The organism is Hafnia paralvei (genome assembly GCF_020150375.1).
GTDB classification, from domain to species: domain Bacteria; phylum Pseudomonadota; class Gammaproteobacteria; order Enterobacterales; family Enterobacteriaceae; genus Hafnia; species Hafnia paralvei.
Map to the genome: position 1 here is coordinate 953811 of NZ_CP083737.1, position 14476 is coordinate 968286.

The following is a 14476-nucleotide window of genomic DNA, read 5'->3' on the forward strand; positions in this document are numbered from 1 at the left end:
TATTTGATTAGCGGGAGGTCGACTTGATCCCGGACGTATCTAAAGCCCTGACTTGGCTGGAATCACATCCAGATGCCCTTAACGGAATTCGACGCGGTATTGAGCGTGAAACGCTCCGCGTAACCCCAGAGGGCCAATTGGCTGCCTCTGGTCATCCAGAAGCGCTGGGTAAGGCGCTAACTCACCCATGGATTACCACTGACTTTGCCGAGTCTTTGCTGGAGTTTATTACTCCGGTGGATGCCAGCATCGATCACATGCTTTCCTTCCTCACCGATATTCATCGCTATGTGGCGAGAAATCTGGGGTCAGAACGCATGTGGCCAATGAGTATGCCGTGCTTTATCAGCAAGGAAGAAGATATCGTGCTAGCGCAGTACGGTACCTCTAACGTAGGTCAATTTAAGACCTTGTACCGTGAAGGTTTGAAAAATCGCTACGGTGCGCTGATGCAGACGATCTCTGGCGTGCATTATAATTTCTCTCTGCCGATAGAGTTCTGGCGTGAGTGGGCGGGCGTAGAAGATGCTGAAAGCGGCAAAGAGCAGATATCTGCAGGCTATTTCCGCTTAATCCGCAACTATTATCGCTTTGGTTGGGTGATTCCTTATTTATTTGGGGCTTCGCCGGCCATCTGTTCTTCATTTTTGAACGGTCGTGAAACCAATATCCCATTCGAACAGAACGGGCATATGCTGTATTTGCCTTATGCAACCTCATTGCGTCTGAGTGATTTAGGTTATACCAATAAATCACAAAACGATTTAGGGATTACCTTTAATAATCTGCCGGATTATGTGACGGCACTGAAAAAGGCAATCCATACCCCGTCTGCTGAGTTTGCTAAGCTTGGTGTAAAAGTGGATGGTCGCTATCGTCAACTGAATGCGAATGTATTGCAGATCGAAAATGAGCTGTATGCGCCGATTAGGCCTAAACGCGTCACCAAAGGCGATGAGTCGCCATCCGATGCATTGCTTCGCGGTGGGATTGAATATATTGAAGTGCGCTCATTAGATATCAATCCGTTTACCGCGATTGGTGTGAATGCGGATCAGTCCCGTTTCTTGGATCTTTTCCTGATCTGGTGTGTGCTGGCTGATGCGCCAGAGATGAGCAGCGATGAGCTACTGTGTACTCGTAAGAATTGGAACCGCGTGATCCTTGAAGGACGTAAGCCGGGACAAACGATCGGTATCGGCTGTAATGATCAGCGCCAGCCACTGGCAAAAGTTGGCAAAGAGCTCTTTGCTGATTTGCAGCGCGTTGCAGAAGTATTAGATAGCATTAATGGGAATAAGCAATATCAGCAAGTTTGCACTAAGCTGGTAGCCGGTTTTGATGATGCATCGTTGACATATTCTGCTCAGGTGCTGGAGCAGATGATGGAAAAAGGCGTTGGTGGTTTTGGGCGAGAACTGTCGGAGCGTTATCGTCAGGAGCTCAGTTCACAGCCTTTGGAAGTCTTGAGCGAAGCACAGCTTCATCAGCAGGTAGAAGAGTCGATTAAACGTCAGGCTCAGATGGAAGCTCAGGATTCGATGCCGGGTGCGATGGGGTTTGAAGAGTATCTGCATCTTCACGCTGGGCGCTAGAAAAGAAAAAGGCCACAATACCTGTGGCCAAAATAGCATCTCTGTAGCAGGGATGATGATAACAAATGCGCGTCTTTCATATATTCAGACTCGCTGAGTTAGAAAAGGTTTCATAAAACCGAAAAAAAAATCATTTTTTTATGAGGAGGTGACGAAATGCCACTACTGGATAGCTTTACTGTAGACCATACGCGTATGGCGGCACCTGCGGTGCGTGTTGCAAAGAACATGAAAACTCCGCACGGCGATAACATCACAGTTTTCGATTTACGTTTCTGTCATCCGAACCAAGAGATCCTACCTGAGCGTGGTATCCATACTCTGGAGCACCTGTTTGCAGGCTTCATGCGCGATCATCTGAACGGTAACGGCGTTGAGATCATCGACATTTCGCCAATGGGCTGTCGTACTGGTTTTTACATGAGCCTGATTGGTACGCCTGAAGAATCTCGCGTTGCGGATGCTTGGAAAGCGGCAATGGAAGACGTGTTGAAAGTCACCGATCAGCGTAAGATCCCTGAACTTAATGAATACCAGTGCGGTACTTTCTCTATGCATTCGTTGCAAGAGGCACATGACATTGCTCGTCATATCTTAGAGAAAGGCGTTGGGGTTAATCACAACGACGATCTGGCTCTGCCAAAAGAAAAATTGGCTGAATTGCATATCTAGTTTTGTTTTCTCTCAGTGTACGATACGAAAAAGGCGCGTTCAGCGCCTTTTTTCAATCTGGTTTTATCACGAACTATAGCGTTCGCTCTCTTCGTCTGCTTTCTTGCGCTTTACGGAAGAAACGCGCACCTGTTTGATCATATTGTCCTGCACATCGAGGATTTGAATATGATAAGGGCCTATGTTGACGTGGGCGCCGGGCAGCGGAATATCTTCCAGTTCTTCAAGCAGCATACCGTTCATGGTGCGTGGGCCATCGGCGGGTAGCGTCCAGTTAAACGCTTTATTAAGTTCGCGAATATTTGCGGTGCCATCAACCAATACGGAGCCATCGCTTTGCGGCATGACTTCTTCGGCGAGCGAAGGTGACATTGAGGTCGTGAAATCACCGACGATCTCTTCCAGAATATCTTCTACTGAAACTAATCCTTTGATATCGCCATATTCGTCAACCACGATCCCCATTTTTTCTTTGTTGCGCTGAAACTTGAGGAGCTGGACGCTGAGATGAGTACTTTCGGGGATGTAATAAATTTCATCGGCAGCGCGTAGCAAATTTTCTTTATTGAACTCTTTTTTCTCGATCATTAATCGATAGGCTTCTCGCACGCGCAGCATACCAATGGAGTCATCCAAAGAACCACGATAAAGCACAATACGCCCATGTGGTGAGTGGGTGAGCTGGCGCAGGATTGATTTCCAGTCATCGTTGATATCAATGCCGACAATTTCATTACGCGGCACCATGATGTCATCTACGGTCACTTTTTCGAGATCGAGTACCGATATCAACATGTCCTGATTACGGCGCGATATCTGGGAGTTTGATTCATTTACGATGGAACGTAGCTCATCTTTGCTAACTGCGTCGCTAGGGTGTGCGGTAGAGCGAATTCCACATAGTCGTAGCAAAATACGTGTGATGCCATTGAGCAGCCATACTAGCGGCATCATGATTTTTTGTAGCGGCAGCAATAGCACACTGCTAGGGAAGGCAACACGCTCAGGGTAAAGCGCAGCAAATGTTTTTGGCAGTACTTCGGCAAACACCAGAACAATAAAGGTTAGCACACCGGTCGCGATGGCTACGCCTGCATCGCCATATAAGCGGATACCTACCACGGTGGCTAGTGCTGACGCCAAAATATTGACGAGATTATTACCAATTAGCACTAGGCTAATCAGGCGGTCAGGATGCTTCAGCAGTTTTTCAACACGACGAGCGGAACGTAATCCCTGCTTAGAGAGATGGCGGAGACGGTAGCGGTTGAGTGTCATCATCCCCGTTTCTGAGGCAGAGAAATAGGCTGAGACGATGACCATAATGACCAGAATCGTAATTAGTGTACCCGTAGAGACGTGCTCCAAGGAGGTGTTCCTTATAACAATTGAACGGTTCGCCCCGCACTGTGCGGAGCGAGTGAAAGGAGAGGGGAGTTAGCTTACCATGACTTCTTGTAGTAGACGGCTGCCAAAATAGGCCATTGTCAGTAAAAATGCGCCAAGCAGGCTGAACCATACGACGCGGCGGCCACGCCAGCCTTCACGGAAGTGTCCCCACAACAGTAAAACATAGACAAACCAAGCCAGAATCGAAAGTACGGCTTTGTGCACGTTTTCTTTGCTGAATAGATTGTCCATATACAACATGCCAGTACACAGCGTTAGCGTCAGCAGAACGACACCAACCTGAGTAATATGAAACATTTTACGTTCGATGCTCATTAGCGGAGGCATATCGGCAGTAAATGTCAGCTTTTTGTTTTTCAGCAAGTAGTCCAACAACGCCAACTGCAGAGCATAAAGTGCTGCAATAATCAGCGTGGCGTAGGAGAATAACGCCAAACCAATATGGAGCATCAGCGACGGCGTAGTTTCCAAATGGGTGATGAACTCGCCGGGGACGAAGCTGGCCAGCCCCAAATTTATTAGGGCAAAGCTGTAGACGATTGGCAATAAAAACCAGCCTCGGTCGCGTGAGGCCACGACAGTCATCACAAAACAGATCATTAGGCTGACGATCGAGCCGATGTTCAATAGGCTGAGATTTTGACCCGTGCTGACATCAAAAATACGCGCTTGAAGTGCAACCGCGTGGCTGATGAGCGCAATTCCGGCGAACAAAAGCGCCAGACGGCGGTAGGCCCGGTTATTTTGTACCAGACTCGGAATAATCAATCCGAGGCTGAGTAAGTAGGCAATCATGGCCAATATGGCAAATGCAGGCATGGTGAATTTGGCATTAGCTAGGTGAATTATGTGGCCAGTATAGCGTTAGCAGCGTCACGCTCCAACCAATCCGCGCAGCAAGGAGGAGAAAGGTGGCATCTTCGTGTTATACTCGCCGTCATCTACGTCGTCGCCTTGACGGCCAGTCTTAACGTTGAGCAGAAACAATGTTTGAAAATTTAAGCGATCGATTGTCGCGCTCATTGCGCAACATCAGCGGCCGCGGGCGGCTGACCGAAGAAAATATCAAAGACACGCTGCGTGAAGTTCGCATGGCATTACTGGAAGCCGATGTCGCGCTGCCGGTAGTTCGTGACTTCATTAATCGTGTTAAAGAAAGTGCCGTCGGGCACGAAGTGAACAAAAGCCTGACCCCTGGGCAAGAATTCGTCAAAATCGTTAAAAACGAGCTGACGAACGCGATGGGTGAGGTGAACACCGAGCTGAATTTGGCTGCGCAGCCGCCAGCCGTGGTCTTGATGGCCGGCTTGCAAGGTGCGGGTAAAACAACCAGCGTGGGTAAGCTTGGCAAGTTCCTTAAAGAAAAGCATAAGAAGAAAGTGCTAGTGGTTTCCGCTGACGTTTATCGCCCTGCGGCGATCAAACAGCTAGAAACCTTGGCTCAGGGGGTGGGAATTGATTTCTTCCCGTCCGATGTCAAAGAGAAGCCAATCGAGATTGTTAGCCGTGCATTGCAGCACGCTAAGCAGAAATTTTATGATGTTTTGATCGTCGATACCGCGGGTCGATTGCACGTTGACGAAGCGATGATGGACGAAATCAAACAGGTTCATGCCGCGATTAATCCGGTTGAAACGCTGTTTGTCGTCGATGCGATGACCGGTCAAGATGCGGCGAACACCGCCAAGGCGTTTAACGAAGCATTGCCGTTAACCGGTGTGGTGCTGACTAAAGTCGACGGTGATGCGCGCGGCGGTGCGGCTTTGTCTATCCGCCATATCACTGGAAAGCCAATCAAATTCTTAGGTGTCGGTGAAAAAACGGAAGCCTTGGAGCCGTTCTATCCCGATCGTGTTGCTTCTCGTATTTTGGGGATGGGTGATGTTCTATCACTTATCGAAGATATTGAGAGTAAAGTTGACCGTGCACAAGCTGAAAAACTGGCACAGAAGCTGAAGAAAGGTGACGGCTTCGATCTGACCGATTTTATGGATCAGCTCAAGCAAATGCGTAATATGGGCGGTATGACCTCGATGTTGGCGAAAATGCCAGGTATGGGGCAGCTGCCAGAAAATGTTAAATCTCAGATGGATGACAAACTCTTGGTGCGCATGGAAGCAATTATCAGCTCCATGACGTTAAAAGAGCGTGCCAACCCAGAAATTATCAAGGGCTCGCGCAAGCGTCGTATTGCGCAGGGTTCTGGTATGCAAGTGCAGGACGTCAACCGTTTACTTAAACAGTTTGATGAAATGCAGCGTATGATGAAGAAAATGAAGAAAGGCGGCTTGTCGAAAATGATGCGTGGCATGAAAGGTATGATGCCCCCCGGATTCCCTGGTCGTTAATTCCCCCGTTTGCCTATTTTAGCAACTGCAACCGAGGCGTAAGTACGCTTTCGGTTGCTTTTCGCGCCAAAGTGAGTAAAATTTTCGGGCTTTTATGTTCGTTAAGAACAACAGACACCGGACTCCGTTCCTCGATGGGGTCTGGTGTTCTATTAACTAATGAGGATGTTATGGTAACAATTCGTTTAGCACGTGGCGGCGCTAAAAAGCGTCCGTTTTATCAAGTAGTAGTAACTGACAGCCGTAATGCACGTGACGGCCGTTTCATCGAGCGCGTTGGCTTCTTCAACCCGCTGGCAGCAGGTCAGGCAGAAGCTCTGCGTCTGGATCTGGATCGCGTAAGCCACTGGGTTGGTTTAGGCGCTACTGTTTCTGATCGCGTTGCTGCGCTGATCAAAGAAGCTAAGAAAGCTGCTTAATCCGTTGCGGTGGTCACAATGAGCAAACAACTTACTAATCCCGTAGTGCTCGGGAAACTGGGTTCTTCTTATGGTATTCGCGGTTGGCTCAGAGTGTTTTCATCCACCGAAGACGCCGAAAGCATTTTTGAATATCAGCCGTGGTTCATCCAGCAGGCTGGTCAGTGGCAGCATGTCGAGCTAGAAAGCTGGAAGCGCCACAATCAGGATTTGGTTATCAAAATCAAAGGTGTTGATGACCGAGATGCGGCAAATGCGCTAACGAATCGCGAGATCGTAGTGGAAGAGTCGCAGTTGCCAGAACTGGAAGATGGCGACTATTACTGGAAAGACCTTATGGGTTGCCAGGTAGTCACTACCGCCGGTTATGAACTGGGCAAGATCATCGATATGATGGAAACCGGTTCTAACGACGTTATGGTCGTTAAAGCAAACCTGAAAGATGCATTCGGTATCAAGGAGCGGTTGATTCCGTTCCTCGACGGGCAGGTAATCAAGAAAGTCGATCTCGCTACTCACATTGTTGAAGTAGATTGGGATCCTGGTTTTTGACCTCCAATTATTGGAAGGCGTGTAGCATCCGTTGTTGAAAGGGTATGGCGCTATGTGGATTGAGTTATGTGGATCGGTATAGTTAGCCTGTTTCCTGAGATGTTCCGCGCAATCACTGATTACGGGGTAACTAGCCGGGCTGTTAAAAATGGCCTGCTAAGCGTGCAGTGCTGGAGTCCTCGCGATTTCACGCACGATCGACATCGTACCGTTGACGATCGCCCTTACGGCGGAGGTCCGGGAATGTTGATGATGGTGCAACCTTTACGGGAAGCTATCCACGCTGCAAAAGCAGCGGCAGGCGAAGGGGCGAAAGTGATCTATCTCTCGCCGCAGGGTCGCAAACTTGACCAGCAAGGGGTTTGCGAACTGGCAACAAATGAGAAGTTGATTCTAGTTTGTGGCCGGTATGAAGGTATTGATGAGCGCGTGATTCAAACCGAAATTGATGAAGAATGGTCAATCGGCGATTACGTACTCAGCGGCGGTGAGCTTCCTGCCATGACGCTGATTGATTCTGTCTCACGGTTTATTCCGGGAGTTCTGGGTCATCAAGCTTCAGCAGAGGAAGATTCATTCGCTGACGGGCTTCTGGATTGTCCGCACTTTACCCGCCCTGAAGTGTTAGAAGGCATGGCGGTACCGCCAGTTTTACTGTCGGGAAATCATGCAGAGATTCGTCGCTGGCGTTTGAAGCAGTCGCTGGGCCGTACCTGGCTTAGAAGACCTGAACTTCTAGAAAGCCTAGCTCTGACTGACGAGCAAGCGAAGCTGTTAGCCGAGTTCCGTAAGGAATATCGTCTAGAACAGCAAGACCATGAAGGGAACGTTTAAGCGACTTGTTTAACAAGGCTGAACGACCCGATATATCAGTTTACCTAGGGTAAGAGACATATTATGAGCAACATTATTAAACAGATCGAACAAGAGCAGATGAAGCAAGACGTACCTGCATTCCGTCCAGGTGATTCTCTGGAAGTTAAGGTATGGGTCGTTGAAGGTTCTAAAAAACGTCTGCAGGCATTCGAGGGCGTGGTTATCGCTATCCGTAACCGCGGTCTGCACTCTGCATTCACTGTTCGTAAGATTTCTAACGGCGAAGGTGTTGAGCGTGTATTCCAGACTCATTCACCAGTAATCGACAGCATTACTGTTAAACGTCGTGGTGCCGTTCGTAAAGCTAAACTGTACTACCTGCGTGAGCGTACCGGTAAATCAGCTCGTATCAAAGAGCGTCTGGGCGCTAAAGCGTAAGCAACATCCAAACGTTATTAGTTTTAAAGGGGTTAGCTCAATGCTAGCCCCTTTTTTTGTCTTGTTTTTGCAAGGCGAATACAAAAAAAGCCCGCACTTAGCGGGCTTATCTATAGCTTAAACGAGCTGATTCTACAGGTTATATTGCAGAGTGATCGCCGTTGATGTATCTGTCTTCTTCGGCGCACTGGCTGGCGGTTCAGTGTTGTAAACCATGTTATATGACAGTCTCAAAGAGAAGTCGTCATTGATGCCTACGTTCAGCGCAGTCTCTGAGTTAACCGTGGTGTCATCGTTGGCCATCACGGAGACGCCTTGGGTGAACTGAGTGTTTTTGGTGAGCTGATAGGCATAGTTACCGGCAGCATAGGCTAACGCTTGCGTCTCACGCCCACCGCCGTGGTATTCATCGTGGCGAACGCCAGGACCAAATTCTACACGTAAGTTTTGTGACGGCGTCGCTAACATTTGGCGGCCATAGCCTAAGGTGCCGGTAGAACGCGAGTCATAGCCAGCATAGCGGTCATTAAGCCAGCTACCCTGACCGAACATGTAGTTATCAGGGCTAAGGTTATAGCGTGAGCGAGCACCCGCTTGGTATTTTTCAGAGGAGCGAGTATCGCCTGATTTGGTGTTATTCGCGGTACCCCACAGGCTATAGGCCGTTTCAGGGTTAAACCAGGTCATCGTTGTATTCGCTAACAGATTCGAACTCTCGGAGTTACCTGACTGAGAGTTGTAACCCGCCTGAACGTTGCCATCAAAGCTTTTTTTCGCAGTTGAAGGGTCATCCATCGCCGTGAATAGCGAGGTATCGGCGAAAGCTGCTGAGCTAGTTAAAGCTGACAGAATAGACAGGCACAGGGGCATTGCGCGGTATGCGCGTGTAGAAAGCATGATGGTTCCAGTAACGAGATAATGCCAAAGTTGACAAGCGTCACATTATAGCGGGTCGTCTGCAGGCTCAGAACTGGTTCATTTAGCTTATTTTTTATGTTTTCGCCACTAAGTTATGCACTTTATTTATATGCGATTGAGTGAATAAAAAAGCCAGCGCCTGAGGGACCAAGCGCTGGCCGGCAAACCAATTTTTACATGAAAGAGGTCACGAGCGCGTAGCCCACGATGCAGGACGTGATTACGCCAATAAAGCCTGGGATGATGAAGCTATGGTTGATGATAAATTTGCCGATGCGCGTTGTGCCTGAGCGGTCAAAACCGATACAGGCCAAATCGCTTGGATACGTTGGTAGTACAAAATAACCATAGGCTGCAGGGAAGAATGCAATCAGCATTTTAGGATCAACACCGAGCTGTAACCCCATCGGAGCAATAGCCGTTAATGCTGCTGCTTGGCTGTTCACTAACTTGGAAACTAAAAAGAGCACAATAGCGTAAGTCCAAGGCTGCGATTTAACCACATCTTCCAGAACGACTTTTAAGTCCTGCATATGCGCTTGGAAGAAAGTATCGCTCATCCATGCAACACCGAAGACGGAGAATATCGCCACCATACCGGCTTTGAAAACTGCGCCGCTGGAGATATCCGCAGGCTTAACCTTGCAAGCCATCAATATGATGGCACCTGCGATCAACATCATCATCTGGATAACCAGATTCATTGATAGAGGTTTCATCACGCCTTTGATTTCATAAGACGGACGCAGATCGGAGAATGCCCCCAGCAGCACAACCACCAGAATCGCGGCGAAGAAAATCCAGGTAGACCAATAAGCATGCTTGGAAAATTTCTGATTTAGTAAGGTTTCGCTATTTCCATAGATGAATTCGCGCTGTTTGGGGTCACTGACTTTTGCCTGAAATTCAGGGTCTTTATCCAGATCTTTGCCGCGGCGTAGGCTCCAAAGCGCGGCTACAATGACGCCGCATAGTGAGGCGGGAACAGAGATAGCTAAGATTTCGAGAATGCTATAGGCGTGACCAATTCCATGGGCAGCTCCCAAAATAGAAACTAGAGAGACGACTGCAACGGAAACGGGTGATGCGGTGATTGCCATCTGTGAAGCAACGGATGCAACAGCCATCGGACGCTCAGGGCGAATACCTTTTTTAAGCGCGATATCAGAAATGATAGGGAACATGGTGTAAACCACGTGTCCTGTGCCACATAAGAAGGTCAGCGTCCATGTGGTTAGCGGTGCCAAAATAGTGATGTGCTGCGGGTGTTTACGCAACAGGCGTTCGGCAAACTGCATCATGACGTTCAAACCACCGGCGGTTTGTAACACAGAGGCACAGCCGATAACGGCCAGAATGGTAAGAATAACTTCTACAGGTGGTTTCCCCGGCTCTAAGCCGAAAATAAAGGTGAGGCAGAAAAGACCAATCCCACTGATGAGGCCAAGTCCCATCCCGCCGTAACGCGTCCCTAATAACAAACAAAGTATAATTATCGCAAACTGTAGCGTTATCATAAGATCCCTTTTTAATATTAACCCAAAAGTATTAGGGGTTAATATCCATGAGCTTTATGTGCTGTTCTGCGAATGCGATCTCTGTTTATAAAAACATATAAAGTAATTTCAAATAAAATTGATCTAAATAAACATAGTGGTACATATTTAAAAATGCATATTGATTTTTAGTATGTATCCCTATCTTGGAAAGGTTTTGTTTAATCCTTGCTGCCATTTAAGGCGTAATTCGGCAATGTTCACGGCGCTATCACAGCTGGCGGGGAAAGGCTTTCCTTGGGCACCCCATTGTTCAATGACAGAACCTTGGCATAAGCGGTGAGCACCGTGGTTATAGCCGTCAAGATAGGCTGCGCGGTCAACTTCTGGATCCCCATACCATTCTGTCAGAGCGTCGTTATCGCGTACTACTTTTCCCGAGCTCGCATCATCAAAACCGGCGTTGAACCACACTGAGCCTTTATCAATTCTGCCGGGATATTGGCTACAGGATGCAAGAACAAGGCATGAAATCAGCAAATATTTATTCATTATTTCTCCTTGCGTCAAATTAAGAATTAAATAGCCACCTATCTATTATAGTAAAGAACATTTGCTAAGTAATGCCTAAACGCTCTTTTAAGTTTTTTAGATAGCGTCGGCTGACAGGGATCTTTTTCCCCGTATGCGTGATAACTTCAGCGGAGCCATTATCTAACAGTTGGATCTCACGCAGTTGATCGGCGTTAACCATATATTGGCGATGGCAGCGTACAAACGGTGTTTTTTCCTCCAATGTTTTCAGCGTTAGCTGTGTATATCCACTTTGGTTTATACCAACCACGTGGATTCCACTGAGCTCAGAGGAGAGGTACTCAACTTCTTCTAGCTTAAGTAGAAAAATACGATTCAATCCATGACACGGAATGTGCTTTAGCGGAGGTTCGCTAAATGGGTGTAAGTTTTGCTTTACGATCGCACCTTTCTGTAGACGTTCAAGTGTCTTATTTAACCGACTGCTATCAATGGGCTTTAGTAGGTAGTCGAAGGCATGTTTCTCAAATGCCTGAATAGCATACTCGTCAAAAGCGGTGACAAAAACGATGTAAGGCATGGTGTCAGGATCAAGCATTGAAACTAATTCTAGGCCACTGATCCTTGGCATCTGGATATCGAGAAAGATCACATCAGGCTGCAATTTGTGGATAGCTGGAATGGCTTCCAAGGCGTTCCCGCACTGTGCTATCACTTCAATACCCGGCTTGTTCGATAGCAGTTCGTTAAGCTCGTCTCGTGCGGGTTGTTCGTCGTCAACAATGATGACTTTAAGCATGTGTCCTCCATGATGTAATGCACATTTTACCATGCTTAAACTCGGGCACTTCAGGGTAATGGCAAAACTGCGTGTCGCCTCAAATTTTGTTTAAAAGTGTAGTGTAAAGTTTACGGTAATTATTTCTTTACACTAACGGGTTGAAAAGTTTACATGGCATGATATGGTGGTTCTCAGACGCACTCACGCTAGCAGTAAAGATTAAAACCATCACGAGCGTCATCACTAAAAAAGGGCAGGTACTATCATGATTATGCAAAAAGACGCACTGAATAATGTGCACATTAGCGGCGAACAAATACTGATTACACCAGAAGAATTAAAAAATCGCTTCCCATTGAGCACGCAGTTGCAAGAGCAAATTGCAGCCTCACGTCAGGACATTGCGAATATTCTGGAAGGTAAAGATCATCGTTTGCTGGTTGTCTGTGGACCATGCTCTATTCATGATACTGATGCTGCACTTGATTATGCCCGTCGTTTGCAGTCTATCTCAGCTGAGTTGCGTGACCAGCTATATATCGTGATGCGTGTGTACTTTGAAAAACCAAGAACCACCGTGGGTTGGAAGGGATTGATTAATGATCCGCACATGGATGGCTCATTTGATGTAGAGACCGGTTTTATTAAAGCTCGCGAACTTCTTTTGAGCTTGGTTGAAATGGGGTTGCCGTTAGCAACTGAAGCGTTAGATCCGAATTCTCCGCAGTTCTTGGGCGATCTGTTTAGCTGGTCTGCGATTGGTGCGCGTACTACCGAATCTCAAACACACCGTGAAATGGCTTCGGGTTTATCAATGCCCGTTGGCTTTAAGAATGGTACAGACGGCAGTTTGGGCACCGCTATTAATGCGATGAAAGCAGCATCAATGGCCCATCGCTTTGTCGGTATCAACCAATCTGGGCAAGTTTGTTTGTTGCAAACTCAAGGAAACCCACACGGTCACGTTATTCTCCGTGGTGGAAAAACGCCAAACTACTCAGCTGAGCATGTGGCTGAATGTGAAGCCCAAATGCAAAAAGCGGGTTTGCGTCCAGCGCTGATGATCGACTGTAGCCACGCCAACTCGAATAAGGATTTCCGCCGTCAATCTGCGGTTGCTGAGTCCGTTATCGAGCAGATTAGTGCAGGTAATCAGTCTATTATTGGTATTATGCTTGAAAGTAATATTTTTGAAGGTAACCAGAGTTCAGAGCAACCATGCAGCGAAATGAAATACGGTGTTTCAGTCACTGACGCCTGTATCGATTGGGGAACAACCGATCACCTGCTGCGTGATATGCATCAGAAATTAGGTGCCACACTACGCAGCCGTAGCGCAGGAGAATAAGTATCATGGTGGCGGAACTCACCGCATTGCGGGATCAGATCGATGAAGTGGATAAGGGGTTGCTGGATCTATTGGCGCGCCGTCTGCAACTCGTGGCTGAAGTTGGCGAAGTTAAAAGTCGATATGGATTGCCGATTTATGTTCCTGAACGTGAAGCGTCGATGCTGGCTTCTCGCCGTAAAGAGGCGGAACTGCTAGGAGTACCGCCGGATCTGATCGAGGACGTTTTGCGTCGAGTCATGCGTGAGTCTTACTCCAGTGAGAATGACAAAGGTTTTAAAAGCCTAAAGCCGGATTTGCGTCCGGTCGTCATTGTTGGTGGGCACGGACAGATGGGGCGCTTATTTGAGAAGCTATTACAGCTCTCTGGCTATGAGGTTCGCATTCTTGAACAGGAAGATTGGCCTCAAGCGGAATCGTTATGTGCGGATGCGGGTATGGTTATCGTTAGTGTGCCAATTCATCTAACTGAACAGGTGATTGACCGTCTACCGCTGCTCCCTCATGATTGCGTACTCGTAGATTTAGCCTCGGTAAAAAATAAGCCGCTGCAGGCCATGTTAGCTGCACACCAAGGACCGGTGCTGGGCCTGCATCCGATGTTTGGCCCTGATGTTGGTAGCTTGGCTAAACAGGTTGTCGTGTATTGCGATGGTCGTCAGCCTGAGGCTTATCAATGGTTGTTAGAACAGCTGCAGGTTTGGGGGGCGAGACTGCATCGTATTAGCGCCGTTGAGCACGATCAGAATATGGCGTTTATTCAGGCGCTGCGCCACTTCGCAACGTTTGCTTATGGTTTGCATTTGGCTGAAGAGAACGTACAGCTCGAACAGCTGCTTGCGTTGTCATCTCCAATTTATCGATTGGAACTGGTGATGGTTGGCCGCTTATTTGCGCAAGATCCGCAGTTATACGCAGATATCATTATGTCGTCGGAAAATAATCTAGCTCTTATAAAACGCTACTATAAGCGGTTTGGGGAAGCGATAGCCCTATTAGAAAGCCACGATAAAGCCGCGTTTATCGATAGCTTTAAAAAAGTAGAGCACTGGTTTGGCGATTATGCCCAGCACTTCCAAGCAGAAAGTCGTTCGCTATTGCGTCAGGCCAATGATAGCCGTAAATAAGTATCAGATACTTGAAATAAAA

The 14476-nt window shown here is 47.7% G+C and carries 15 protein-coding genes; 9 read left to right on the plus strand and 6 right to left on the minus strand.

All coding sequences use genetic code 11. From position 1 onward, the window contains the following. Positions 1–23 precede the first annotated feature (23 nt). Positions 24–1595: a glutamate--cysteine ligase gene (gene gshA, locus K9N75_RS04355; protein WP_008815158.1), complete on the plus strand. Its 1572-nt coding sequence runs from the start codon at positions 24–26 to the stop codon at positions 1593–1595. 156 nt (positions 1596–1751) lie between these two features. Next, positions 1752–2267 (plus strand): S-ribosylhomocysteine lyase, encoded by a 516-nt coding sequence (gene luxS / locus K9N75_RS04360; protein ID WP_004090633.1) that lies wholly within the window; start codon positions 1752–1754, stop codon positions 2265–2267. A gap of 66 nt (positions 2268–2333) precedes the next feature. On the opposite strand, the gene K9N75_RS04365 is transcribed toward luxS, so the two are convergent. Further along, a complete protein-coding gene (locus K9N75_RS04365) occupies positions 2334–3635 on the minus strand; it encodes an HlyC/CorC family transporter (RefSeq protein ID WP_008815159.1) in 1302 nt (433 codons plus the stop codon). A 69-nt stretch (positions 3636–3704) separates the two neighbouring features. Then, positions 3705–4496 (minus strand): cytochrome C assembly family protein, encoded by a 792-nt coding sequence (locus K9N75_RS04370; RefSeq protein WP_004090624.1) that lies wholly within the window; start codon positions 4494–4496, stop codon positions 3705–3707. 167 nt (positions 4497–4663) lie between these two features. On the opposite strand from K9N75_RS04370, the gene ffh reads away from it, so the two are divergent. The 5 genes from ffh (at position 4664) to rplS (ending at position 8250) form a co-directional block, all read left to right on the plus strand. Continuing rightward, complete coding sequence (gene ffh, locus K9N75_RS04375) at positions 4664–6025, plus strand: signal recognition particle protein (protein ID WP_008815160.1); 1362 nt, start codon at positions 4664–4666, stop codon at positions 6023–6025. 170 nt (positions 6026–6195) lie between these two features. Further along, entirely contained in the window at positions 6196–6444 is a 249-nt protein-coding gene (rpsP, locus tag K9N75_RS04380; RefSeq protein WP_008815161.1) for a 30S ribosomal protein S16, read from the plus strand. Between the two features lie 18 nt (positions 6445–6462). Beyond that, a complete protein-coding gene (gene rimM, locus K9N75_RS04385) occupies positions 6463–6996 on the plus strand; it encodes a ribosome maturation factor RimM (protein WP_020303496.1) in 534 nt (177 codons plus the stop codon). 66 nt (positions 6997–7062) lie between these two features. Beyond that, positions 7063–7830 carry a tRNA (guanosine(37)-N1)-methyltransferase TrmD gene (trmD, locus tag K9N75_RS04390; protein ID WP_008815163.1) on the plus strand — a complete coding sequence of 256 codons (768 nt, stop codon included), beginning with the start codon at positions 7063–7065 and terminating at the stop codon, positions 7828–7830. A 63-nt stretch (positions 7831–7893) separates the two neighbouring features. Continuing rightward, complete coding sequence (rplS, locus tag K9N75_RS04395; RefSeq protein ID WP_004090612.1) at positions 7894–8250, plus strand: 50S ribosomal protein L19; 357 nt, start codon at positions 7894–7896, stop codon at positions 8248–8250. Between the two features lie 132 nt (positions 8251–8382). On the opposite strand, the gene K9N75_RS04400 is transcribed toward rplS, so the two are convergent. The 4 genes from K9N75_RS04400 to btsR all read right to left on the minus strand — a co-directional run bounded on the left by K9N75_RS04400 (position 8383) and on the right by btsR (position 11997). Next, positions 8383–9147, minus strand: a complete 765-nt coding sequence (locus K9N75_RS04400) for a DUF481 domain-containing protein (RefSeq protein WP_008815164.1) — start codon at positions 9145–9147, stop codon at positions 8383–8385. A gap of 194 nt (positions 9148–9341) precedes the next feature. Further along, positions 9342–10685 (minus strand): anaerobic C4-dicarboxylate transporter, encoded by a 1344-nt coding sequence (locus tag K9N75_RS04405; RefSeq protein ID WP_008815165.1) that lies wholly within the window; start codon positions 10683–10685, stop codon positions 9342–9344. 180 nt (positions 10686–10865) lie between these two features. After that, entirely contained in the window at positions 10866–11216 is a 351-nt protein-coding gene (locus K9N75_RS04410) for a DUF2799 domain-containing protein (RefSeq protein ID WP_008815166.1), read from the minus strand. A 64-nt stretch (positions 11217–11280) separates the two neighbouring features. Then, entirely contained in the window at positions 11281–11997 is a 717-nt protein-coding gene (gene btsR / locus K9N75_RS04415) for a two-component system response regulator BtsR (protein WP_008815167.1), read from the minus strand. Positions 11998–12250: 253 nt separating this feature from the next. Here btsR and K9N75_RS04420 point away from each other — a divergent pair, with 253 nt between their 5' ends. Continuing rightward, positions 12251–13327 carry a 3-deoxy-7-phosphoheptulonate synthase gene (locus K9N75_RS04420; RefSeq protein ID WP_070714569.1) on the plus strand — a complete coding sequence of 359 codons (1077 nt, stop codon included), beginning with the start codon at positions 12251–12253 and terminating at the stop codon, positions 13325–13327. A 5-nt stretch (positions 13328–13332) separates the two neighbouring features. Then, positions 13333–14454 (plus strand): bifunctional chorismate mutase/prephenate dehydrogenase, encoded by a 1122-nt coding sequence (tyrA, locus tag K9N75_RS04425; protein ID WP_130955131.1) that lies wholly within the window; start codon positions 13333–13335, stop codon positions 14452–14454. Positions 14455–14476 lie beyond the last annotated feature (22 nt).

Excerpts from the sequence above, each read along its gene's own strand:
- K9N75_RS04370 (WP_004090624.1), bottom strand. The coding sequence starts at position 4,496 with ATGCCTGCATTTGCCATATTGGCCATGATTGCCTACTTACTCAGCCTC.
- luxS (WP_004090633.1), top strand. The coding sequence starts at position 1,752 with ATGCCACTACTGGATAGCTTTACTGTAGACCATACGCGTATGGCGGCA.
- rplS (WP_004090612.1), top strand. The coding sequence starts at position 7,894 with ATGAGCAACATTATTAAACAGATCGAACAAGAGCAGATGAAGCAAGAC.
- rimM (WP_020303496.1), top strand. The coding sequence starts at position 6,463 with ATGAGCAAACAACTTACTAATCCCGTAGTGCTCGGGAAACTGGGTTCT.
- K9N75_RS04400 (WP_008815164.1), bottom strand. The coding sequence starts at position 9,147 with ATGCTTTCTACACGCGCATACCGCGCAATGCCCCTGTGCCTGTCTATT.
- rpsP (WP_008815161.1), top strand. The coding sequence starts at position 6,196 with ATGGTAACAATTCGTTTAGCACGTGGCGGCGCTAAAAAGCGTCCGTTT.
- btsR (WP_008815167.1), bottom strand. The coding sequence starts at position 11,997 with ATGCTTAAAGTCATCATTGTTGACGACGAACAACCCGCACGAGACGAG.
- K9N75_RS04410 (WP_008815166.1), bottom strand. The coding sequence starts at position 11,216 with ATGAATAAATATTTGCTGATTTCATGCCTTGTTCTTGCATCCTGTAGC.
- K9N75_RS04420 (WP_070714569.1), top strand. The coding sequence starts at position 12,251 with ATGCAAAAAGACGCACTGAATAATGTGCACATTAGCGGCGAACAAATA.
- K9N75_RS04405 (WP_008815165.1), bottom strand. The coding sequence starts at position 10,685 with ATGATAACGCTACAGTTTGCGATAATTATACTTTGTTTGTTATTAGGG.
- tyrA (WP_130955131.1), top strand. The coding sequence starts at position 13,333 with ATGGTGGCGGAACTCACCGCATTGCGGGATCAGATCGATGAAGTGGAT.
- ffh (WP_008815160.1), top strand. The coding sequence starts at position 4,664 with ATGTTTGAAAATTTAAGCGATCGATTGTCGCGCTCATTGCGCAACATC.
- trmD (WP_008815163.1), top strand. The coding sequence starts at position 7,063 with ATGTGGATCGGTATAGTTAGCCTGTTTCCTGAGATGTTCCGCGCAATC.